17 protein-coding genes are annotated in these 23491 nt (G+C 71.2%); 8 read left to right on the forward strand and 9 right to left on the reverse strand.

What is annotated here, in order from left to right:
• Window positions 1–10: 10 nt before the first annotated feature.
• The 4 genes from glgB to KKZ08_RS04195 are packed head-to-tail and all read right to left on the reverse strand — an operon-like array spanning window position 11 to window position 7772.
• Window positions 11–2251 carry a 1,4-alpha-glucan branching enzyme gene (glgB, locus tag KKZ08_RS04180; protein WP_346657914.1) on the reverse strand — a complete coding sequence of 747 codons (2241 nt, stop codon included), beginning with the start codon at window positions 2249–2251 and terminating at the stop codon, window positions 11–13.
• Window positions 2252–2261: 10 nt separating this feature from the next.
• The gene (locus KKZ08_RS38930; protein ID WP_346657864.1) at window positions 2262–3602 is read right to left on the reverse strand and encodes a maltokinase; all 1341 of its coding nucleotides are present in this window, start codon (window positions 3600–3602) and stop codon (window positions 2262–2264) included.
• Window positions 3603–3615: 13 nt separating this feature from the next.
• The gene (gene treS / locus KKZ08_RS04190; RefSeq protein WP_223773147.1) at window positions 3616–5343 is read right to left on the reverse strand and encodes a maltose alpha-D-glucosyltransferase; all 1728 of its coding nucleotides are present in this window, start codon (window positions 5341–5343) and stop codon (window positions 3616–3618) included.
• The gene (locus KKZ08_RS04195) at window positions 5340–7772 is read right to left on the reverse strand and encodes a maltotransferase domain-containing protein (protein ID WP_276573918.1); all 2433 of its coding nucleotides are present in this window, start codon (window positions 7770–7772) and stop codon (window positions 5340–5342) included. The genes treS and KKZ08_RS04195 overlap by 4 nt, the downstream gene beginning before the upstream one ends.
• Window positions 7773–8076: 304 nt before the next feature.
• On the opposite strand from KKZ08_RS04195, the gene KKZ08_RS04200 reads away from it, so the two are divergent.
• The 3 genes from KKZ08_RS04200 (at window position 8077) to KKZ08_RS04210 (ending at window position 11984) form a co-directional block, all read left to right on the forward strand.
• The gene (locus KKZ08_RS04200) at window positions 8077–8679 is read left to right on the forward strand and encodes a pep a2 (RefSeq protein ID WP_223773149.1); all 603 of its coding nucleotides are present in this window, start codon (window positions 8077–8079) and stop codon (window positions 8677–8679) included.
• Window positions 8680–8811: 132 nt separating this feature from the next.
• On the forward strand, window positions 8812–10968 hold the full coding sequence (glgX, locus tag KKZ08_RS04205; RefSeq protein ID WP_223773150.1) for a glycogen debranching protein GlgX: 2157 nt from the start codon (window positions 8812–8814) through the stop codon (window positions 10966–10968).
• A gap of 137 nt (window positions 10969–11105) precedes the next feature.
• Window positions 11106–11984, forward strand: coding sequence for a VOC family protein (locus KKZ08_RS04210; RefSeq protein WP_223773151.1), 879 nt, complete (start codon window positions 11106–11108; stop codon window positions 11982–11984).
• Window positions 11985–12281: 297 nt separating this feature from the next.
• On the opposite strand, the gene KKZ08_RS04215 is transcribed toward KKZ08_RS04210, so the two are convergent.
• The 5 genes from KKZ08_RS04215 to KKZ08_RS04235 form a co-directional block, all read right to left on the reverse strand.
• Window positions 12282–13913 carry an NAD(P)/FAD-dependent oxidoreductase gene (locus tag KKZ08_RS04215; protein ID WP_223773152.1) on the reverse strand — a complete coding sequence of 544 codons (1632 nt, stop codon included), beginning with the start codon at window positions 13911–13913 and terminating at the stop codon, window positions 12282–12284.
• A gap of 64 nt (window positions 13914–13977) precedes the next feature.
• On the reverse strand, window positions 13978–14454 hold the full coding sequence (locus KKZ08_RS04220) for an SRPBCC family protein (protein WP_223773153.1): 477 nt from the start codon (window positions 14452–14454) through the stop codon (window positions 13978–13980).
• A 146-nt stretch (window positions 14455–14600) separates the two neighbouring features.
• Window positions 14601–15815 carry an aromatic acid exporter family protein gene (locus KKZ08_RS04225; protein WP_346657915.1) on the reverse strand — a complete coding sequence of 405 codons (1215 nt, stop codon included), beginning with the start codon at window positions 15813–15815 and terminating at the stop codon, window positions 14601–14603.
• Window positions 15816–15903: 88 nt separating this feature from the next.
• Window positions 15904–16800, reverse strand: a complete 897-nt coding sequence (locus KKZ08_RS04230; protein WP_223773154.1) for an SDR family oxidoreductase — start codon at window positions 16798–16800, stop codon at window positions 15904–15906.
• A gap of 194 nt (window positions 16801–16994) precedes the next feature.
• The gene (locus KKZ08_RS04235) at window positions 16995–18509 is read right to left on the reverse strand and encodes a SulP family inorganic anion transporter (RefSeq protein WP_223773155.1); all 1515 of its coding nucleotides are present in this window, start codon (window positions 18507–18509) and stop codon (window positions 16995–16997) included.
• Window positions 18510–18776: 267 nt separating this feature from the next.
• Here KKZ08_RS04235 and KKZ08_RS04240 point away from each other — a divergent pair, with 267 nt between their 5' ends.
• The 5 genes from KKZ08_RS04240 to KKZ08_RS04260 all read left to right on the forward strand — a co-directional run bounded on the left by KKZ08_RS04240 (window position 18777) and on the right by KKZ08_RS04260 (window position 23438).
• Window positions 18777–19199, forward strand: coding sequence for a MerR family transcriptional regulator (locus KKZ08_RS04240; protein ID WP_223773156.1), 423 nt, complete (start codon window positions 18777–18779; stop codon window positions 19197–19199).
• A 360-nt stretch (window positions 19200–19559) separates the two neighbouring features.
• Window positions 19560–20201: a carbonic anhydrase gene (locus KKZ08_RS04245; RefSeq protein WP_223773157.1), complete on the forward strand. Its 642-nt coding sequence runs from the start codon at window positions 19560–19562 to the stop codon at window positions 20199–20201.
• A 54-nt stretch (window positions 20202–20255) separates the two neighbouring features.
• Window positions 20256–21860, forward strand: coding sequence for a SulP family inorganic anion transporter (locus KKZ08_RS04250; protein ID WP_223773158.1), 1605 nt, complete (start codon window positions 20256–20258; stop codon window positions 21858–21860).
• An 81-nt stretch (window positions 21861–21941) separates the two neighbouring features.
• On the forward strand, window positions 21942–22109 hold the full coding sequence (locus KKZ08_RS04255; protein WP_223773159.1) for a hypothetical protein: 168 nt from the start codon (window positions 21942–21944) through the stop codon (window positions 22107–22109).
• Window positions 22110–22211: 102 nt separating this feature from the next.
• Entirely contained in the window at window positions 22212–23438 is a 1227-nt protein-coding gene (locus KKZ08_RS04260; RefSeq protein WP_223773160.1) for a hypothetical protein, read from the forward strand.
• Window positions 23439–23491 lie beyond the last annotated feature (53 nt).

Below are 23491 nucleotides of genomic sequence, written 5' to 3' on the forward strand. Positions count from 1 at the left end.
CCGCCTGCCGTCACTCCGGCCGCAGCCACACCGTGGCGAGCGGCGGCAGGGTGACGCGCAGGCGGGCCGGACGGCCGTGGGCGCCTTCCTGTTCGGGCTTCAGCGGGTCGGCGTTGCGGATGTCCCCGCCGCCGTAGCGGGCCGCGTCGGTGTTGAGCACCTCCTGCCAGGCGTGGGGCTCCTCCGGGACACCCAGTACGTAGTCGCGGCGGACCACCGGGGAGAAGTTGCACACCGCCAGCAGCGGGCTGCCGTCCTCGGCGTGGCGCAGGAAGGCGAGGACGTTGTCCTGGGCCGCGTCCGTCACGATCCACGAGAACCCGGCCGGCGACGTGTCCTGCTCCCACAGGGCGGGGGTGGCCCGGTAGTGGTGGTTGAGGTCCCGCACCAGCAGCTGCACGCCGTGGTGGTCCGGCCGCGCCGGATAAGCCGGGTCCAACAGCCACCAGTCGAGTCCGCTCTCCTGCGACCACTCGCCGCCCTGCGCGAACTCCTGCCCCATGAAGAGGAGTTGCTTGCCGGGGTGGGCCCACATGAAGCCCAGGTAGGCGCGGTGGTTGGCACGCCGCTGCCACCAGTCGCCGGGCATCTTGGAGACCAGCGACTGCTTTCCGTGGACCACTTCGTCGTGCGAGAGGGGCAGGACGTAGTTCTCGCTGTAGGCGTACACCATCGAGAACGTCATCTCGTTGTGGTGGTACTCGCGGTACACCGGGTCGCGGCTGATGTACTCCAGTGAATCGTGCGACCAGCCCATGTTCCACTTCAGGCCGAAGCCGAGGCCGCCGAAGCCGTCCGGTCCTGTGTGGTGGGTGGCCCGCGTGACCCCGTTCCAGGCCGTGGACTCCTCGGCGATGGTGACGACGCCGGGGTTGCGGCGGTAGACCGTCGCGTTCATCTCCTGGAGGAAGGCGACCGCGTCCAGGTTCTCCCGGCCCCCGGACTCGTTCGGGGCCCACTGGCCGTCCTCGCGTGAGTAGTCGAGGTAGAGCATCGACGCCACGGCGTCCACCCGGAGCCCGTCGACGTGGAACTCCTCGCACCAGTAACTCGCGTTGGCGACCAGGAAGTTGCGCACTTCCTTGCGCCCGTAGTCGAAGATGAGGGTGCCCCAGTCGGGGTGTTCGGCGCGCCTGCGGTCCTGTGGCTCGTACAGGTGCTCCCCGTCGAACGCCGCGAGCGCCCAGTCGTCCTTCGGGAAATGGGCGGGCACCCAGTCCAGGATGACGCCGATGCCCGCCTGGTGCAGCGTGTCGACCAGGTACCGGAAGTCGTCCGGCGTGCCCATGCGGGACGTCGGGGCGTAGAAGCCGGTGACCTGGTAGCCCCAGGAGCCGCTGAAGGGGTGCTCGGCCACCGGCATGAACTCGACGTGGGTGAAGCCCGTCTTCGTGACGTACTCCGTGAGCTGCTCGGCGAGTTGACGATACGTCAGGCCCGGTCGCCAGGACGCCAGATGGACCTCGTACACCGAGAGGGGGGTACGGGTCACCGGGCGCTCGGCACGCCGCGTCATCCACGCGTCGTCGCCCCACGTGTACGACGACCGCGTGACCACCGAGGCGGTGTCCGGCGGGACTTCGGCGCGGCGGGCCATCGGGTCCGCGCGCAGGGTGTGCGAGCCGTCGGCGCGCGCGATGTCGAACTTGTAGAGGGTTCCTTCGTCGAGCCCCGGGACGAACAGCTCCCACACGCCGGTCGCGCCGAGCGAGCGCATCGGGTGGGCGGAGCCGTCCCAGCAGGAGAAGTCGCCGCAGACCCGCACGCCCAGCGCGTTGGGCGCCCACACGGTGAACCGGGTCCCGGACACCCCCTGGTGGGTCATGGGGTGAGCGCCCAGGGCCTTCCACAGTTCCTCGTGCCGGCCCTCGCCGATCAGGTGGAGGTCGAGTTCGCCGAGCGCGGGCAGGAAGCGGTAGGGGTCCTCGTACTCGTGCACGGCGTCCGGGCCGTCGTAGGCCACGCGCAGCCGGTACGCGGGGATCGAGTCGAGTGGCAGCACACCGGAGAAGAGGCCCTCGCCCATGTCGGTCAGGGGCACCTCCCGCTCCTCGATGAGGAGGGTCACCGCCCGCGCGTACGGGCGCAGGGTCCGGAAGGCGACGCCGCCGGGCACCGGGTGCGCGCCCAGCAGGGCGTGCGGGTCGTGGTGGGTGCCCGACAGCAGGCGCCGTCGGTCCTCCGCGTCGAGCGGGGCCTCGGGGACGCGGCCGGTGCCGGTCGCGTGCACGGGAGCGGGAGTTGCGGTGATGTCCACTGTTTCAGCTCTCCTCTGCGAGGCGGGCGATCGCCGCCATGGGGACGGCCAGCCAGTCGGGGCGGTGCCGGGCCTCGTACAGCGCCTCGTACACCGCTCGGTCCGTCTCGTAGGCCCGTAGGAGCTCGGGTTCCGCGCGCGGGTCCCACGTCGACTCGGCCGCGTACCCGGCGCAGTAGGCCTCCCGGCACCGCCGCACCCACTCGGAGCGCCACGGGGGGCGGGAGTGGGCCGCGTAGTCGAAGGAACGGAGCATCCCCGCGATGTCGCGTATGGGGGCCTGTACGCGCCGGCGCTCGTCGAGGGGCCGGGCCGGTTCACCCTCGAAGTCGATGATGAACCAGCGGTCACCGGCCCTGAGCACCTGTCCGAGGTGCAGGTCACCGTGGATGCGCTGGGCCTGGCGGCCCTGGCCGCGGGCCGCGACGGCGGCGTACGCGGCCTTCAGACGCGACACGTAGGGAACGAGCTCCGGCATCTGGCGGGCGGCGGTCTCCAGGCGCCCGGTCATGGCGGCGGCGAGCCGGCTGCAGCCGTAGGGGTCCGGTGGCCCCGACCCGAGGGCCTGGGCGAGGGCGAGGTGCACCTCGGCGGTGGCGCGCCCCAGTTCATAGGACTCGGCGGCGAACTCCTCGCCCCGGCTGAGGGATTGCAGAGCCAGGGTCCAGCCGTCCGTCGCCTCGGGCAGGAAGGGCTGGAGCACGCCGAGCGTCGCCTTGTGCGGCTCGGTGGTCCAGAACCAGGCCACGGGAGCGGGTACGCGGGCGCAGTCGCCGCGGGCCAGGGCCCACGGCACCTCCAGGTCCGGGTTGATGCCGTACTGGACGCGCCGGAACAGCTTGAGGATGAAGGAATCGCCGTACACCAGCGAGGTGTTGGACTGCTCCCCGTCGAGCAGCCGGGGCGGCAGCCCCTCGGGCACCATGGTCCGCGCGTCCCGTTCGAAGCGCAGGGGGCCCATCTCGCCCGGCCTGCGCAGGCGTTCGAGGAGCAGCCCCGCCGACCAGGGGTCAAGGAGGGCGTCGTACACGGTGAGGCCCGCGAGCGGCCCCGCGTCGGGGCGCCCGATGACGGCGTGGTGGAGCCGGGACGGCAGGTGTTCGCGCACGCCGAGGATCAGTTGGTAGCAGTCCTCGGGCGGTCCCACGGGGCCCGAGCGGACCAGCAGATGCAGACAGCCCGGGTGCAGCTCGGTCATGGAGAGCACGGCCAGATCGATGACGGGCCGGCCCTTTCCCGCGAACCAGCGCTGCCGCGGCAGCCAGTCACGAAGCAGCCCCGCCAATGAGGTCAGCAGCCGAGGAGGACTGAGGCTGCCGGGCGACTGTGATGCGGTCTTCAGCATGCGACACGTCCCTTCAAAGGCGCACCGCGGGTGCGGCCGGACGTCGTGGCTGTTCGGTCAGGCGGAACCAGTAGAAGCCGTGGCCCGCGAGCGTGAGGAGGTAGGGCAGTTCGCCGATGGCCGGGAAGCGCACCCCGCCGATCAGCTCCACCGGGTGCCGTCCGTCGTAGGCCCGCAGATTCAGCTCGGTGGGCTGCGCGAAGCGGGAGAAGTTGTGCACGCACAGCGCCAGATCGTCCCCGTACTCGCGGAGGAAGGCGAGGACGGCGGGGTTGGAGGAGGGGAGTTCGGTGTAGGTGCCGAGGCCGAAGGCGGGGTTCTGTTTGCGGATCTCGATCATCCTGCGGGTCCAGTGCAGGAGGGAGGAGGGCGAGGACATGGAGGCTTCGACGTTGGTGACCTGGTAGCCGTAGACCGGGTCCATGATCGTGGGGAGGTAGAGGCGGCCGGGGTCGCAGGAGGAGAAGCCCGCGTTGCGGTCGGGGGTCCACTGCATGGGGGTGCGCACGGCGTCGCGGTCGCCGAGCCAGATGTTGTCGCCCATGCCGATCTCGTCGCCGTAGTAGAGGATCGGGGAGCCGGGCAGCGACAGCAGGAGCGCGGTGAAGAGTTCGATCTGGTTGCGGTCGTTGTCCAGCAGGGGGGCGAGCCGGCGGCGGATGCCGATGTTGGCGCGCATGCGCGGGTCCTTGGCGTATTCCGCGTACATGTAGTCGCGCTCTTCGTCGGTGACCATCTCCAGGGTCAGCTCGTCGTGGTTGCGCAGGAAGATGCCCCATTGGCAGCCCGAGGGGATGGCGGGGGTCTTGGCGAGGATTTCGGAGACGGGGTAGCGCGATTCGCGGCGTACGGCCATGAAGATGCGGGGCATGACGGGGAAGTGGAACGCCATGTGGCATTCGTCGCCGCCCTTGGCGTAGTCCCCGAAATAGTCGACGACGTCCTCGGGCCACTGGTTGGCCTCGGCGAGCAGGACGGTGTCGGGATAGTGCGCGTCGATCTCCGTGCGGACCCGCTTGAGGAATTGGTGGGTGGCCCGCAGGTTCTCGCAGTTGGTGCCTTCCTCTTGGTAGAGGTAGGGCACGGCGTCCAGGCGGAATCCGTCGATGCCCAGGTCGAGCCAGAAGCGGAGGGCGGAGATGATCTCTTCCTGGACGGCGGGGTTCTCGTAGTTGAGGTCGGGCTGGTGGGAGAAGAAGCGGTGCCAGTAGTACTGCTTGCGTACCGGGTCGAAGGTCCAGTTGGAGGCTTCGGTGTCGACGAAGATGATGCGGGCGTCGCCGTACTGCTTGTCGTCGTCGGCCCAGACGTAGTAGTCGCCGTAGGGGCCTTCGGGGTCGGTGCGGGAGGCCTGGAACCACGGGTGCTGGTCGCTGGTGTGGTTCATGACGAAGTCGATGATGACGCGCATGCCGCGCTGGTGGGCGGAGTCGACGAATTCCACGAAGTCGGCGAGGTCACCGAATTCGGGCAGGACGGCGGTGTAGTCCGAGACGTCGTAGCCGCCGTCGCGCAGCGGGGATTTGAAGAAGGGGGGCAGCCACAGGCAGTCCACGCCGAGCCATTGGAGGTAGTCGAGTTTGGCGGTGATGCCTTTGAGGTCGCCGATGCCGTCGCCGTTGCTGTCCTGGAAGGAACGGACGAGTACTTCGTAGAACACGGCGCGTTTGAACCAGTCGGGGTGCCGGTCCTTGGCGGGCGTGTCCTCGAAGGTGTCCTGGACGGGCTCGTTGACGATCATGATGTGGGTGACCCTCCGTTCTCCCCCGGCTCAGGCCGGACCAGCACGTGCGCGCCGCCCGGACGGAGACGCACGTAGTTGGCGCTGCCCCAGTGGTAGGTCTCGCCGCCCAGTTCGTCGCGCACCGGTACGCTCTCGTGCCAGTCGAGGCCGAGCCGCGGCATGTCCAGGGAGACGGTGCCCTCCTGGGTGTGGTGGGGGTCGAGGTTGGCGACCACCAGGACCAGGTCGTCGCCGTCGCGCTTGCTGTAGACGATGAGCGCGTCGTTGTCGGCCCGGTGGAAGTGGAGATTCCGCAGCAGGTGCAGGGCGCGGTGGCGGCGTCGTACCGCGTTGAGCGTGGTGATGAGGGGCGCGATGGTGCGCCCCTCCCGCTCGGCCGCCTGCCAGTCGCGCGGGCGCAGTTCGTACTTCTCCGAGTTCAGGTACTCCTCGCTGCCGGGCCGCACGGCGGTGTTCTCGCACAGCTCGAAGCCGCTGTAGAGACCCCAGGTCGGGGAGAGCGTCGCGGCGAGGACCGCGCGCACCTCGAAGGCCGGACGCCCGCCCTCCTGGAGGTATCCGGGGAGGATGTCAGGGGTGTTCACGAAGAGGTTCGGTCGCAGGTACGCGGCCGTCCCGACGGAGAGGTCCGTCAGGCACTCGGTGATCTCCTGCTTGGTGTTGCGCCAGGTGAAGTACGTGTACGACTGCTGGAAACCGACGCGGGCCAGCGCCCGCATGACCTCGGGGCGGGTGAAGGCCTCGGCGAGGAAGATGACGTCCGGGTCGGTTCCGTTGATCCGCGCGATCACCTCCTCCCAGAACACCACCGGCTTGGTGTGCGGATTGTCGACACGGAAGATCCGCACGCCGTGCCCCATCCAGAACCGCAGCAGCCGCTCCGTCTCCGCCACAAGGCCCGGCAGGTCCGTGTCGAAGGCGATCGGATAGATGTCCTGGTACTTCTTCGGCGGATTCTCCGCGTACGCGATGGAACCGTCCGCCCGCTGCCGGAACCACTCCGGATGCTTGTCCACCCACGGATGGTCCGGCGAGCACTGCAACGCGAAGTCCAGCGCCACCTCCATGCCCAGCCCCTGGGCACGCCGCACGAAGGCGTCGAAGTCGTCCAGCGTCCCGAGGTCCGGGTGGACGGCGTCGTGCCCGCCCTCCGGCGAACCGATCGCCCACGGCACGCCCACGTCGTGCGGGCCGGGGGAGAGGGAGTTGTTCGGGCCCTTGCGGTGGGTGGTGCCGATCGGGTGGACCGGCGGCAGATACACCACGTCGAAACCCATGTCCGCCACGGCCGGCAACCGCTCGGCGGCCGTGCGGAACGTCCCCGGGACCGGCGGCTCGCCCGCACGGACCACCGCGCCCTCCGAGCGCGGGAAGAACTCGTACCACGACCCGAACAGCGCCCGCTTCCGCTCCACGAGCAGGGGCAGGGCGTCCGAACGGGTGACGCGTTCCCGTAGGGGATGCCGCGCGAGGACGGCGCCCGTCTCCGGTGTGAGGGCCGCCGTCAGGCGGTCGGCCGACGGGCGCACTTCGTCCCGCAGCGCCTCGGCGGCGGCTCGCAGCGTCCGGCGGTCCGTGCCGTCCGGCACTCCGTCCGCGGCACGCTCGAACAGCAACGCCCCTTCTTCGAGGGTCACTTCGGTGTCGATACCGGCCGGGATCTTGACCTCGGCGGTCCTGCGCCACCCGGTCACCGGATCAGCCCATGCCTCCACGGCGTACGTCCAGCGGCCCTCCGCGTCCGGGGTGACGCCCGCGCCCCAGCGGTCGCTGCCGGGGGACAGTTCGCGCATGGGGGTCCAGGGGCCGCTTCGTCCGTCGGGGCCGAGCAGCACGACGTTGGCACCGACCGCTTCCTGCCCCTCGCCGAAGAGCGTGGCCGTGACCTGGAAGGTCTCCCCCGGCACCGCCTTCACCGGGCGCCGGCCGCAGTCGAGCACCGGGCGGACGTCGAGGATCGGCACCGTGAGGACTGGCGCGGGACGGGAGACCGGCTCCCGCACCACTGATGAACGCACCTCCCCTGAGCGCACCTCCCCTGAGCGCGCCTCCGATGAACGCACCTCCGACGGACGCAGCGCCGAAGAGCGCGCCGACGCGGCCGGGCTCGAGTGCGGGCCTGTGGTCATCGCTCTCTCCTCTGCCACGCTCGGACGTACGGGTCGAAGACGACTTCCGTGCACCACCGTCGACTTCACGCCGGGCGCCTTCTGCTGCCGTCGCGCCGGCCGCAGGCCGAGGTAGTGCTCGGCCGCGTCGGCGGCGGTCCGTGCGGTGAGCTCACCCATCAGCACGCACAGGGTGTACGCGGTGTTCTCGAAGTGCGTCCGCACGGCGCGGTCCGCCGGGTCCGCGAGCAACAGCCGCTCCCATGCCCGGTATTGGTCAAGATGCCGCGCGACCTCAGCTTTCGTAGGCAGCAGCATCACGCTGGTCACCTTCTCGTTCTCCGGACGCGCGCACGGCGCACCTGGCTGGTGCCGGGCCGTGGCGCACGTAGAGGAATGGGCGCGTTTCGCCGGTCAAGCTTCCCGACCCATGGTGCACGTGTGACCACGCAGCGTCCTGTTGGATCTTCAACGACCAGGTCTGACCTGCTCCTGTTGCGCGAATGGAGCAGCGCTCTCACCCTGGGACTACTCAGAAGCGATCACTGCTCACGCTTCGTGCTCGGGGCTCGGCTCACAGAGCCGATGAAGACCGGGGCTTCGCTGAGAGGAGCCAAGCGCGATGAAGACTGCAATCCCCTGTTACTACCACCTCGAGGTGGAGATCAGCCCGGAGAGGATCGATCAGGTCAGGCGCATTCTGGCCGCACATCTCCGGCACTGGGGTCTGGGGATTCTCGTCGAACCCGTGTGCCACTGCGCCGGTGTACTGCTCGGCGCGATCGAGGAACACGGAACGGACAAGAACGCCGTGGTCGAGATGTGGTGGAACGGACAGCACCTCATCACCGCCGTGTCGGACAACGAGCCCGACCTCCCTCGCCCGCACTACGGGCCGCAGGGCTGCCTGGCGCAGATCGCGGCGCTCAGCGACGGCTGGGGCAACTACCCGGGGACCAACGGCAAGATCATCTGGTTCTCGCACCGCGCCCGCTGCCCGGAGCGCGCCCCGCTCGCCCCGACGCCGCCCGCGCCCACGCTGCGTACGGCGCGCCAACTGCCGCGCGAGGTACCCGTCTCCGCGCTCGCGGCCCCGGCCGAGGAGGAGCCGGTGACCATCGGCTCCGCTCCGGGCGCCGCCCAGCGGTCCGGCGGATCTTGGCCGAAGATGGTGGAGCGATCCACAGCGTCGGCTCCCGGGTCACGTACGCCGTCCGCGATGTGAGCACCCCGCTCACGCGGCAGCGCGCCACAGGCCGCGGCGACCCCGCCGGGAAGCCGCGGCCCGTCGGCGTCTTCGGACGTGCCCCGGGCGCTGAGGACTGACCCGACCACGCTCATCCGACGGAGGCAGCGCGTGCGCACCTGGACCGGACGGCCTTTCCCCCTGGGGGCCACCTACGACGGCGAAGGCACCAACTTCGCCCTGTTCAGCGAGATCGCCGACCGTGTCGACCTCGTACTCATCCACGAGGACGGCACCCACCGCGACGTCACCCTCTCGGAGGTCGACGGCTTCGTCTGGCACTGCTACCTGCCCGGAGTCGGGCCGGGCCAGCGCTACGGCTACCGGGTGCACGGCCCCTGGAACCCCGCGGCCGGTCACCGGTGCAACCCGGCGAAGCTGCTCCTGGACCCCTACGCAAGGGCGTTCGAGGGCCAGGTGGACAACCACGCGTCTCTCTACGAACGCGCGGCGGACGGACCCGATCCGGCCGACAGCGCGGGCCACACCATGCTCTCGGTGGTGACCGACCCGTCCTTCCCCTGGGAGGGCGATCAGCCGCTCAGGCGGCCGTACGCCGACACCGTGATCTACGAGACGCACGTGCGCGGCCTGACCCTCACCCATCCGGGGGTCCCCGACGAGCTGCGCGGTACGTACGCGGGCCTCGCCACGGAGGCGGTCATCGACCACCTGCTCGCGCTGGGGGTGACCGCCGTCGAGCTGATGCCGGTGCACCAGTACGTGCAGGACGGCTTCCTGCGCGACCGCGGTCTGTCCAACTACTGGGGCTACACCTCCATCGGCTTCTTCGCCCCGCACAACGCCTACGCGGCGCGCGGCTCCCGCGGCGAGCAGGTCACCGAGTTCAAGTCGATGGTCAAGAAGCTGCACGCGGCCGGGCTCGAAGTGATCCTCGACGTGGTCTACAACCACACGGCGGAAGGCAACGAGAACGGCCCGACCCTCGCCTTCCGCGGCATCGACAACGCCTCGTACTACCGTTTGGCGCAGGACGACCCGGCGCACTACTTCGACACCACCGGCACCGGCAACAGTCTGCTGATGCGCCACCCCAACGTCCTGCAGCTCGTCATGGACTCGCTGCGGTACTGGGTCACGGAGATGCACGTCGACGGCTTCCGCTTCGACCTGGCGGCCACGCTCGCGCGCCAGTTCTACGAGGTGGACCGGCTGTCCGCCTTCTTCGACCTGGTCCAGCAGGACCCGGTGGTCGGCCGCGTCAAGCTCATCGCCGAGCCGTGGGACGTCGGGGAGGGCGGCTACCAGGTCGGCAACTTCCCGCCCCTGTGGTCGGAGTGGAACGGCAAGTACCGCGACTCGGTACGGGATTTCTGGCGCGGCGAGGAGCACTCCCTCGCCGAGTTCGCCTCCCGGCTGACCGGCTCCTCCGACCTGTACCAGCACGACCGCCGCCGCCCGCGCGCCAGCATCAACTTCGTGACCGCGCACGACGGCTTCACGCTGCGCGACCTGGTCTCGTACAACGACAAGCACAACGAGGACAACGGCGAGGACAACCGGGACGGCGAGAGCACGAACCGTTCGTGGAACTGCGGCGTCGAGGGGCCCACCACCGACGAGGGCGTCCTGGAGCTCCGCGCGCGCCAGCAGCGCAACTTCCTCGCCACGCTCATGCTCTCGCAAGGCATCCCGATGCTCGCGCACGGCGACGAGCTGGGCCGCACGCAGCGGGGCAACAACAACGCCTACTGCCAGGACAACGAAATCTCCTGGATCGACTGGGACCTCGACGACGAACAGCGTGACCTGGTCGAATTCACCCGGCGGGCCATCGCGCTGCGTGCCGCGCACCCGGTGCTGCGTCGGCGCCGCTTCTTCCGCGGTGAGACCGCGACGCACGACGGCCAGCCGCTGCCGGACCTGGTGTGGCTGCGGCCCGACGCGCGCGAGATGACGGAGGCCGACTGGCAGCGGGGCGACGCCCACGCGGTCTGCGCCTTCCTCAACGGCGACGCGATCGCGGAGCCGGACTCGCGCGGCAGGCCCGTGATGGACGACTCCTTCCTGCTCCTGCTGAACAGCTACCGGGAGCCGGTCGTCTTCCGGCTGCCGGGCGCCACGTACGGGGAGCGCTGGTCGTCGCGGATCGACACCACCGACGCGCTGGGTCTCTCGGACGAGACGGAGCACAAGGCGGGCGCCGAGGTCACCGTCGAGGCGCACAGTCTGCTGCTGCTCTCGCGGCCCTCCCTCGCCCGGCGTCGTATCACCGGATCGGCGGACCGGGCGGCCAAGAGGCGGTGAGCCCGCGTCGAGTGGCGCGGCGCCCGCCCCTTTGCCCACACTGAAGGGCGGCAGGGCGCCGAGCCTCCCGCTGAGCCCGAAAGCACAGGTGCCAGGCCGGTTCTTCAGGGCGCCTCGATTTCCAGGACGGGTTGCACATGCACCACGACAACAGGATCCCTCCGGCTCCGGACGTCTCTCGGGCCTCGGGCGGGAACGCCCGGGGTGCCAGGACCGGGTCGGTGCTGAGCGAGGCGGCGGTCGGGGCACCCTGCTGGGTCAGCCTGACGGCACGAGACCTCACCACCGCACAAAGGTTCTATGGGGCCGTGATGGGCTGGCGGTTCCGGCCGGCCAAACTCGGCGAGCAGTTCTCCGTCGCGACGGCCCACGGCGATCCCGTCGCCGGGGTCGGCGCCATCGCGTCCTCCCTCCAGATCGCCGTGGCCTGGACGCCGTACTTCGCGGTGCTGAGCGCGGACGAGACGGTGAGCCGCGTCCGGGAGCGCGGCGGGACGACCGCGGTGGGACCGATCCCCTTCCCCAACGGGCGCGCGGCCCTGCTGTCGGACCGCGACGGCGCGGTCTTCGGCATCTGGGAGGGCGAGATCCTCACCAGCTGGCGCAGCGGGGTCCACTCGGCGCCCGCCTGGCTGCGGCTGCGCACCCGCGACGCCTTCGACGCCGCGATCTTCTACGGCGAGGTCCTGGACTGGGCGTGCGGGCGTCCCGAGTGCTGCGAGGTGCTCTACCAGCAGGACGAGGTGGTGGTCTACAGCGGAGGCCGGCCGGCGGCCCGGCTCAGTTCGGGCGCCGTCGAGGCGGACCCCGACCCGGCCGTACGCCCGCACTGGCAGGTCCACTTCACCGTCCCGGACGTCGAGGCGTGTGTGCGTGCCACGGCCGAGTCCGGCGGGCACGTGGTCGACCAGGACCTGCACGCGCGCCCGCCGTGGGCGACGCTGCGGGACCCGGACGGCGCGCAGTTCAGGGTCGTCGAGGGAGAGACCGGAACACCCGCGCAGCCGCGGGCCTGATCGGGCACACCGGCGCAGCACGCTGGGCGGCCCACGCGGCGTTGGCGCGCCGCGCACCCCGCCACCCGGATGCGCCGAGGCGGAGGCGAGGTTAGAGGCCGGGCACCCGCGCAGCCGCGCGCCTGAAGGCGCACACCGGCACAGCACGCAGGGCCGCGCGCGCGGCGTCGGCACCCGGCGCCCCGTGCACCCTGCCGCCCGGATGCGCCGAGGCGAACGCGGGACAGAGACCAGGCACCGGCGCAGCCGCGGGCCTGATCACGCACACCGGCGCACCCATGGTCCCGGCCGCACGGCTCAGGTGTTCCCCGACTCCTGGCCCCTCCGGTCGCGACGGCCCAGCGCCCGCTGCGCCGTGAAGAGGAGACCCCCTCCGAAGCGGGCACGCAGGGCCGCGCGCGCGGCGTTGGCGCCCGGCGCCCCGTGCACCCCGCCGCCCGGATGCGCCGAGGCGGAGGCGAGGTAGAGGCCGGGCACCGGGGTCTCGGGGCGGCCGGTGCCGGGGACGGGACGGAAGACGAGCTGCTGGTGGATGCTGGTGGTGCCGGAGTTGATCGCGCCGTTGCGCAGATTCGCGTTCATGCCTTCGAGGGTGGCGGGTGTCAGGACGCGCCGGGCCAGGATCTGTTCGCGGAAGCCGGGGGCGAGCCGTTCGATCTGCGCCTCCACCCGGTCGGCCATCGCCTCGCCCTCCCGTTCGTCCCACGTGCCCGTCAGGCCGTCCTCCCCGGCATCGCCCTTGATGCGCTGCGGGACGTGGGTGTACGCCCACGCCGACTCGGTCCCGGCCGGCGAGCGCGCGGCGTCCGCCGTGGTCATCTGCCCGACGAGGGCGAACGGCCTGTCCGGCACCAGGCCCCGCGCGATCTGGGCGGCGAACCGCGTCAGTTCGTCCACCCCCTCGGCCACATGGACCGTACCCGCCCCATGCGCGCCCTCGGCCGACCAGGGGATCGGCCGGGCCAGCGCCCAGTCGACCTTGAACGTGGCGAAGTCCCACTGGAAGCGGCGCAGGTCGTCCAGGAGACGGGAGGGCAGATGCGCCGCGTCGACGAGGCGTCCGTACAGGTCGGGGGCGGCGACATCGGCCAGCACCGCCTTGCGCGCCACGACCCCCTCCCCCGACGCGGTGCGCACACCGACGGCCCGGCCGCCGCGCACCACCACCTCGGTGACGCGCTCGCCGCAGCGGACACTCACTCCCCGCCGGTTCAGCCGCCGCACCAGGGCGTCCGTCAGCGCGCCCGAGCCGCCCGCCGGCGCGGGGAAGCCATGCGTCTGTCCGAGCATGGACATCAGCCAGCCGAAGCCGCCGCTGCCCGCCGCCTCGGGCGCCAGATCCGCGTGCAGGGCGTTGCCCGCCAGCAGGAGTCGTCCGCCCTCACCCCCGAACTCCTCCTCGCCCAGTCGGCGTACCGGCAGCACGAGCGAGCGGGCCACGCGCAGGCCACCGCCCGCCCTGACCCGCGCGGCGAGGCCGATCCCGGAGCGGATCGGCGGGAACGGCGTGAACAGGGCCCCCATCAGCGGCTCCCGCAGGTTCTCCCACATGCCGTACAGGCGTTCCCAGCTCGCTCCGTCGCCGTCGGCGAACGCGTCCAGCGACGCGCAGGTCCGGGCGCGGTCACGGCTCAGCACCGCGCAGCGCCCGTCCGAGAGGGGGTGCGCCAGTACGTGCTCGGCGTGGGCCCACCGCAGGCCCTCGCGTTCCAGCTCCAGGGCCGCGAGGACCGGCGAGGCGGCGGCCAGCGGGTAGAAGGCGCTGAACACGTCGCTGACGTAGTCCGGGTGCACGCCGCGGTCGCTGCGCACGGCGCCGCCCGGCTCGTCCTGGGCCTCCAGGACGACGACGCTCCAGCCCGCGTCGGCCAGGAGGTTCGCCGCCACCAGTCCGTTGGGTCCCGCGCCGATCACCACTGCGTCCGGCATGTCCACTCCCCTTCGCTCTCGATCCGCCGGGCGTTCGGTCCGCCGGTCCGGTCCGGCAGGCGGGCTAGGCCTCGGCGGTCCGCCGGGTGCCCCCGTGCTCGCGGGGGTGGCCGCCCTGTTCGACCAGCTTCGCCAGGCGGCTCAGCATGCTGCGGTGCCGGACCTGGATGAGGGCGTCGACCGCGGCGTTGTGCAGCAAGCCGCCGGGTCCCTGGAGCGGGTGCTCGTCGACGATCACCAGGGTGTGCTTGCCCCAGGGCCGCACCTCGATGGCGATGCGGGCCGTGCCGAGCGCCCCGCTGTACGCCTCCAGTTCGAGGCGGTCCGGCTTGTCCAGATGGCGTACCACGGTGTGTCCGCCGACCTGCCAGGGGCCGAGCCGGACGGTGTACTCGATGCGTGAGCCGACCGCCGGCCACGTGGTGTCGAGCGGTCGGGAGTCGTGCGTACCGACCACCCAGTCGGCGTACCGGCGACCGTCCTCCAGTACCTCCCACACCTTGGAGGGCGGACTCTTGACCAACTGGTGGCGTGTGGCCACGTCATGCCTCCTCGTCCTGGACCGGCCCGTCCGGGCCGGTGCGTGCGCGGTCTCCCCGCGCTTCTCGTTCTGTTGTCCATCTCTTGTCCATCAGCCCACCGCAATCTCGTGCGGCACGCCACACGAGGCCGCACGCACCCGTCCCGTCACCTGCCCGCGGTGCTCGTGCTGTCCGTGCTGTCCGTACTGGCCGTGCCGTCCGTGCCGTCGGCCTCCGGGTTCCCCCCGATGGCCGTCAGGTCACTCAGAAGGCGCTGGGTATCCGCGGTCAGCCCGCCCAGGGCGGGTGTGACCTGGTAGCGGCTGTCCGTGAGCAGCTCCGCCAGCCGGCCGTGCGCCGCCTCCGCCGCCCTCATGGCGCGCCTGCGGTCGCGCACCGTCTCCGGCGGGCTCTCGGTCCCGGCGGCCCGGGTGTCGCTGTCGTCCAGCTCGCACACGTCGCCCGCCGCGCGCAGCAGTTCGGCCAGGATGCCCGGCGCCTCCGCCGGCAGGTCGGCGAGGGACGGCCGGTCCTCACGCGTCTCGACGACGGTGCGCACGGTGGTCCTGATGTGCTCCGTGATCCTGTCCCAGGTGAAGTCCCAGTCGGGCGGCGGCGGATGGGGCACGGCACGGCGCAGTTTGCGGCCGGGGTTGAAGCGGTAGCTCTCGTCGGTCCAGCGGCGCGCGGTGCGCAGATCCGTCATGAGGTCGGTGAGCCGCTGCGCCCGGTCGTACCAGCCCTGGGCCTTCTTCGGGTCGTACGACTCCTTCTCGATGCCGTCCGCGACGGTGTGCAGGAGGTCGGCGCTCTCCTGGGGCAGCCGCCTGCGCAGGTGCCATACGTCGCGGCCGTGCACCGGCGGCAGGACCAGCGCGTTCACCGCGATGCCGATGACGGCGCCGAGCAGGGTCTCGAAGAGGCGGTGCAGGATGTCGAGGCCCGAGTAGGTCCCGTAGGCGAGGACGAAGAGCGCCGCCGTCGGGGCGTAGACGCCTTGCGTGCCGAAGCGGGCGTACGTGCTCAGGAGCACGGTGATGGGCAGGACGATCGCCATCGCGGCCAGCGAGTTGTTCCCCGTGAGGACCGCCGCGCCGGCGGCCAGCAGGGTGCCCACCATGACCACCGCGAGTTGCTGCATCGCGGAGCGCACCGAGCGGTAGACGGTGCTCTGCACGAGGAAGAGCGCCGTCCACGGCGCGAGGAGGGCCATCGGCGCGCTCCACCACCAGCCGGCCAGCGCCCAGGCGAGTACGCCCGCGCCGGCCGCCTTGAGCGACTGGACCGTCGTGTCGCGTTCCGGACCCGAGGTCGTGACGGCCCTGCGTGCGGAGCGCCACAGGGCCGAGACGTCCTGGATCAGCGCGTTTCTCCACCGGATGGTGGTCGCCTCCTCACGTTGTCCTTCCGTCGTCGGTCGGTCGTCGCGGCGGCAGGGCGAGCGGCTGCCGTCCGGCGGGGCGGGAGTGTCACGGCAGCGGGGTACCGCCCGTGGCGTTCATGATCTCGGCGGTGATGAAGCTCGCGTGGTCGGAGGCGAGGAAGACGTACGCGGGCGCCATCTCGGCGGGCTGCGCGGGCCGTCCCAGCGGCGCCTGCTTGCCGAACTCCTTGGTGTCGGGCAGCGTCGCGGGGATCAGCGGGGTCCATACCGGGCCCGGGGCCACGGCGTTGACGCGGATGCCGTCCTCGACCAGCATCTGCGCGAGCCCCTGGGTGAAGGTGACGATTGCGCCCTTGGTCATGGCGTAGTCCAGCAGGTGCGGGCTCGGCTTGTAGGCCTGCACGGACGTGGTGTTGATGATGGACCCGCCCGCCGGGATGTGCGGCACGGCCATCTTGCAGAGCCAGAACATGCCGTACAGGTTCGTCTTGACCACCTGGTCGAACTGTTCCGTGGAGATGTCACCGATGCCTTCCGGCTGCGACATCTGGTAGGCGGCGTTGTTGACGAGGATGTCGATCCGGCCGAACTCCGCCACCGCGCGGTCCACGAGCCTGAGGCACTGCTCCTCCTCGCGGATGTCGCACGGCACGGCGATCGCCCGCTGCCCGGCCTCCTCGACGAGGCGCGCCGTCTCCCGGGCGTCGCCCGCCTCGGAGGGCAGATGGGTGAAGAGGACGTCCGCGCCCTCGCGTGCGAAGGCGAGTGCGACCGCCCTGCCGATCCCGGAGTCGCCGCCGGTCAGCAGCGCCTTGCGGTCCTTCAGCAGGCCGCTGCCTCGGTACGACTCCTCGCCGTGGTCCGGCGGCGGGTCCATGGGGCCCGTCCAGCCCGGCGGTTGCTGGTCCTGCTGCGGGAAGTCGGGCTGGGGGTGGCGCGTGGTCGGGTCCTGTCCGCCCTGTGCGCCGGGGGTGTCACTCATCGGCTGTGCCTCCTGCTCGTCCCTTACTACCCTCCGCCGCGGGCGCGGCTCCCACCACTTGAGCCGTGGTGGAGCCGCGCGCCGGCCGGTCCGTGCGGCCGCCCGTCGGGGAGGGACCGTCGGGTGCCCCGGGGGCGCGGCGGTGAAACGGACGTGGTCGTTCAGGCCGGGGACGGTGGGGCGGGAGGGACGGCTCAGTGGCCGCCGGTGAGCTCGCCGCTGAGCTTCTCGTGGATCTGGGCGCTGGACTGGTTCAGGCCGACGATCTCGACCGTCTTGCCGCGCTGGGCGTACTTGGTCTCGATCGCGTCGAGGGCGGCGACGGAGGAGGCGTCCCAGATGTGGGCGGCGGTCAGGTCGATGACGACCTTCTCGGCGCCGGTGGCGTAGTCGAACTGGGTGACGAGGTCGTTGGAGGAGGCGAAGAAGAGTTCGCCGGTGACCACGTAGACGACCTTGGTGCCGTCGGGGGCCTCGACCGCGGTGACGGTGGCCAGGTGGGCCACCCGCTTGGAGAAGATGACCATGGCGGTGACCGATCCGACGACGACGCCGATGGCGAGGTTGCCGGTGGCGACGACGCAGGCCACGGTGACGACCATGACGGTGATCTCCCCGGCGGGCATCCGCTTCAGCGTCTTCGGGGCGATGGAGTGCCAGTCGAAGGTCGCGAACGACACCATCACCATCACGGCGACCAGGGCCGCCATGGGGATGTCGGAGACGACCGGCCCGAAGACGATGCAGAGCACCATCAGGAACGACCCGGCGAGGAAGGTGGACAGGCGCGTCCGGGCGCCGGACACCTTCACGTTGATCATCGTCTGGCCGATCATGGCGCAGCCGCCCATGCCGCCGAAGAAGCCGGTGACGATGTTGGCGATGCCCTGGCCGATCGACTCGCGCGTCTTGGACGAGTGCGTGTCGGTGATGTCGTCGACCAGCTTCGCGGTCATCAGTGACTCCATCAGGCCGACCAGCGCCATCGCGAGGGCGTAGGGGGCGATGGTGGTGAGGGTGTCGAACGTGAACGGCACGTCGGGCAGGCCCGGGACGGGCAGGGCGGACGGCAGGTCGCCCTTGTCGCCCACGGTCGGCACCGCGATCCCCGCGGCGACGGTGATGGCGGTGAGGACGACGATGGACACGAGCGGGGCCGGGACCGCCTTGGTGACCTTCGGGGAGAACACCATGAGCGCGAGGCCGCCGATGAGCAGCGGGTAGACGGCCCACGGCACGTCGTGCATCTCGGGGACCTGCGCGACGAAGATGAGGATCGCCAGGGCGTTGACGAAGCCGACCATCACGCTGCGCGGCACGAACCGCATCAGCTTGGCGACGCCGAGCGCGCCGAGCGCGATCTGGATGACGCCGGCCAGGATGACGGCGGCGACGAGGTGGCCGAGGCCGTGCTCGCGGTTGAGCGGGGCGATGACCAGGGCGACCGCGCCGGTGGCTGCGGAGATCATGGCGCGGCGTCCGCCGACGACCGAGATGGTCACGGCCATGGTGAACGACGCGAACAGGCCGATCGCCGGGTCGACCCCGGCGATGATCGAGAACGAGATCGCCTCGGGGATCAGCGCGAGGGCGACGACGAGTCCGGCCAGGATCTCGGTGCGCCACACCTTCGGGTCGGACAGCCAGTCGGGGCGCGGACCGCGCAGGCGCGCGGCCGGGGAGACAGTGGACGGGGGCGGCGTGGGCAAGGAGATTTACCTGTCGTGCTCGGGCACGCCTGCGTCACCGTGGACGTGCGGGGAGGCGCGGGAGGGCCGGGGCGGCCGTCCGCGGAGCCCGCGTGCGGCGGGCGAAGCAGGAGGGGGCGGCGGGCGCGGTCCGGAGCCGCGCGGCCGCTCAGGAGCGAAGCGTCACGGCGGGCAGGTGGCGGCGCCGGGCGTCAGGAGCATGCGCACACTCTCACTCTACCCTGACGTTAGGGTAGAGATCGGCGTGAAGAAGGGCAGGGCGTCCGCATGAGTGGCGAACACATGCAGATCGGCGAGGTCGCCGCACGGACCGAACTGTCGCTGCGCACCATCCGGCATTACGAGGAGACGGGGCTGGTGCCGCCCTCCGCCCGCTCCCAGGGCGGTTTCCGGCTCTACACGGAGTCGGACGTGGCCCGCCTGATGGTGATCCGCCGCATGAAGCCGCTCGGTTTCACCCTGGACCAGATGGGAGACCTGCTGGACGCCACCGACCGCCTGGACTCCGCCGAGCCCCTGCCGGCGCCCGAACGGGACGCCCTCCTGGAACGGGTACGCGGATACGAGCGAGAGGCGGCCGAGCAGGTGGAGAGGTTGCGGGTCCAGTTGTCGCGCGCCGAGGAGTTCGCGCGGACACTGCGGGAGCGGCTGGACCGGGACGGCGGGCAACGGCAGGCCCCCGCGCCGTAGTCCATCCACAGGCGCGCTCCAGTCGATCCGCAGTCGAGCCGTCGCTGCCGCAAGGACATGTGAGCGGAATCGCCCCACATGCTCCACAATCACCTGACCGCAAGGCCATACCCGATAGTTGAGGTCTGTACCAATTCCCTGGTCAGGGACGGTAATTACTCATTCTTTGGCAAGAATTTGCTCTGTCATCTCTCCGTAATGCAATGGCAAAGTGAGAGACACACCCGCCGTCCAGGCTGTGTTGCCCGGGGCGCCAAAGGAGCCCGCTGCGACCCAGCGGCCCGCTCCGCCCCGCTGTCACCATCGACCCGACCACACCGCGTCCCGGCGCCGCCGGAGAGACGCAGGAGGCAGGCCACCATGAAGTCACTGATCGACAACGCCCGTTCATTCGCCGCGACGCACGTCGCGGACCCCCGGAACGCCGCGGCCTTCGAGGCCCTTGAGGCCGGGCAGTCCCCCGAAGCCCTGTTCGTCACGTGCTCCGACTCACGCGTCGTCCCGGCCCTGATCACCGGCGCACGCCCCGGCGAGCTCTTCGAACTCCGCACGGCGGGCAACGTCGTACCGCCTTATCCCTCCGCCGGTCACCCCGACCGCGACGGCCGCCCGATGAGCGAGGCGGCCACCATCGAGTACGCCGTGTGTGTGCTCGGCGTCCGCGACATCGTCGTCTGCGGACACTCGCACTGCGGCGCGGTGGGCGCCCTGGTGCGCGGCGAGGACCTGTCCGCCGTGCCGGCCGTGCGCGACTGGCTGGAGCACTCCGTCGCTCCGGACGACGCCCTGCGCTCCCTCACCCCGACCTCACCGGATGTGGCGGAGGCGGTGCAGACACACGTGCTCGCACAGCTGGAGCGGCTGCGCGCCTACCCCTGCGTGAGCGAGCGCGTCGCCGACGGTTCGCTCACCCTGCACGCCTGGTACTACGAGGTGCACACCGGCGTCGTCTCCACCCACCGTCAGTCGTCCGACGGCCGCTCGGCGTTCGGTCCGCTGTGAGTTCCACGGCGCCCCTCCGCCCTGCCCGCTCCCACGACAGGACTTCCCACCCTCATGTCCCCCGCATCGTCTTTCCTCTCCCCCTACCGCGCGCTGCGTGAGCCCGGTGTCCTGCGCCAGGACATCCTCGCCTCGCTCGTCGTCTTCCTCGTGGCCGTGCCGTTGTGCGTCGGTGTGGCCGTGGCATCCGGGGTCCCCGCCGAACTGGGCCTGGTCACCGGCATCGTCGGCGGTCTCGTCGTCGGCTTCCTGCCGGGCAGCGCCCTCCAGGTGAGCGGGCCCGCAGCCGGTCTGACCGTGCTCGTCTTCGAGGCCGTACAGGAGTTCGGCCTCGGCATGCTCGGCGCGATCGTGCTGCTCACCGGCGCGCTCCAGATCACCCTCGGCCTGCTGCGCTGCGGCCGGTGGTTCCGCGCGATCTCCGTCTCCGTCGTCCAGGGCATGCTGGCAGGCATCGGACTCGTGCTGATCCTCGGCCAGCTGTACACCATGGCCGAGGTGGAGCAGCCCCGCTCCGGGATCGACAAGATAGCCGGGCTGCCCGGACTGGTCGGCGACATCCTGGGCAGCACCACATCCCTGACCGCCGCGGCCGTCGGCCTCGGCACCATCGCCGTCCTCGTGCTGTGGCCGAAGGTGCCCGCGGCCGCGAAGCTGGTGCCCGCCCCGCTGGCCGCCGTGGCACTGGCCACCGCCGCCGTCGCCGGGCTCAGCCTGGACGTGGCGACCGTGACGGTACGCGGCCTCGTCGACGCCATCCAGCCGCCGGGTCTCGGGGACCTGGCGGACCTCGGCAGTGTCGCCGTGCTCGGCACCGTCCTGGCGTTCACCCTGATCGCCTCCGCCGAGTCGCTGTTCAGCGCGGCGGCGGTGGACCGTATGCACGACGGTCCGCGCACGCAGTACGACAAGGAACTCGTCGCCCAGGGCGTCGGCAACACGGTGTGCGGCGTGCTCGGAGCCCTGCCGATGACCGCGGTCATCGTCCGCAGCTCCGCCAACGTCCAGGCCGGGGCCCGCACTCCGCTCTCGCGGATCCTGCACGGCGCGTGGCTGCTGCTGTTCGCCGTGCTGCTGCCCGCCGCGCTCGGCATCATCCCGCTGGCGGCGCTCGCCGGTGTCCTGGTGCACGCGGGCTTCAAGCTGATACCCGTCAAGGAGATCGTCCCGCTCGCCCGCGCCCACCGGGGCGAGGCCATCGTCCTGGCCACCACGGCCATCGCCATCCTGGTCACGAACATGTTCGAGGGCGTCGTGCTCGGCCTGGTCCTCGCGGTGGTCAAGTCCGCCTGGGACACCTCCCATGTCCACGTGGACCAGCGGGAGCTGCCCGACGGCCGCCTCATCGTGACCCTGACCGGAAACGCCACGTTCCTGAGGCTGCCGCGCATCCTGGAGGCCCTTGAGGCGCTGCCCAAGGACCGGCCCATCGAGCTGGACCTGACCGTGGTGCGCCACCTGGACCACGCGTGCCGTACGACGCTGGAGAACTGGGCGTTGCGGCACAACGACAGCGGTACGGAGGCGGTGCGGATGAGGACGCGTCCGGTGGGCGCCGCCGACGCCGATTCCGCCGACCTCACGGGCGATTCCGAACCCGGACGCGGGGCCGGGTCCGGGCGTGAGCACGAGCCCGCCGAGGCGCAGGCACGGAGCTGACGCGGGCGGGACCGCCGACGCCCTCTTCTCTCTTCTCTCTTTCACATCCCGTTTCCAGCGATCACCTATGGAGGTTTCACCATGGAGCAGCTCATCAAGCGCATGACGGAAGAGTCCGTGTGGCAGAAGTGGGTCGACGCCAACTCGGCCTCCGGCGGCGCCACGCAGGCCGCGAAGAGCGGCTGCATCAGCGCGGCGCCGAAGAGCGGGTGCATCAGCGCCACCGGCAAGACCGGCTGCATCTCCTGACCCGGTGACCCCGCGGGGCCGCCGCCACGGCCGTCGACGCCACGGCGGCGGCCCCGCCCCCTTGCCCTGTGCCCCTGCCGCCCCCCGCGCCCCGGAGCCGCCTTGAACCCCATGCCGAGCGCCGACGTCCTGGACCACATCCGCGACATCCCCCTCTACCGCGCGTCCCTGGAACGCGGGGACTTCCCGATCCTGGAGAAGCCGGAGATCGCCCGGGGCTTCCCCGACAACTGGATGACCCCCGAGCTGGCACGTGCCCTGGAGTCGGGCGAGGCCGAGTTCGTGCTGTCCACCGGGACCAACCACGCCCGCATGCAGCTCATCCGGCCGCCGTACTTCCTGCTCCGCTCCTACTACCGGCTGTGGAGCGAGCACCCCGACCTCGGGCCCCTGTGGCACGACGGCGCCCGGCGGATCTCCTTGACCACGGTCCTCGCCACCGAACACGTCGCCCGCGTCAACTCCCGCAAACCGGGGGCCACCCCCGGCGAGCGGTGGCTGGACGACCGGACGCTCTACCTCAACCGCCGCCTGGACCCGGCGCAGTGGGAGCGCGCGGAGGTCGAGCGGATGCTCGCGGAGATCCGTGAGGTCAGCGCCGCGCACCCGCAGGGCTCGTACCTCCTGGACTGCTCGGGCTACCACCTCGCCCAGCTGGCCGCCAAGGTCACCGAGTGGGACCTGTGGGACGGCTTCCCCCGGCCCTCGGGGATCGTCCACGCCTACGAATACACGCCGCTGAACGTCCGCGCCCACCTGCGCGACCGCTTCGACTGCCCCGTCATCGACCTCTTCGGCAGCACGGAGCTGGGGTACCTCTTCTACAGCGACGCGAAGGGCGCCTACCAGCCCTATCTGCACGGGATGAGCGTGGAGTTGATCCCGGTGGAGCCGGGCAGCGGCATCCACAGCCTCATCGTCACCAGCGTCCGCAACCCGTACATGCCGCTGGTCCGCTACCGCTCCGGTGACTGCGTCCGCACCCACGACGGAAGCGCCGACCCGCGGCGGATCGCCTCCTTCTGCGGCCGCGAGAAGGAGCTCCTCGCCACGTCCGACGGCCCTGTCGCCCAGGCCGACCTGGACGCCCGTATCGCGGCCGTGAGCCCCGAGGTCTTCCTCCACCAGCTCCATCTGCTCGGTGACGACCGCTGCCGCCTGTGGTTCACGACGTTCGACGGCGCGCCGCTCACGTCCGCCCAGGAAGCCGAACTGTCCGCCTCCGTCGCCGAGTTGACGGGCCGCATCGCCACCGTGGAGCACCGGAAGCACATCCCCATCGGCCGCTCGGGCAAGTACGCGTGGCTGACCACCCCGGATCCGGCCTGACAGCCCCTCGCTCACCCCGGCAGACCCCGCCGAAGCCCTGCCCGACCTCACGC

The organism is Streptomyces sp. 135, from assembly GCF_020026305.1.
GTDB lineage: Bacteria > Actinomycetota > Actinomycetes > Streptomycetales > Streptomycetaceae > Streptomyces.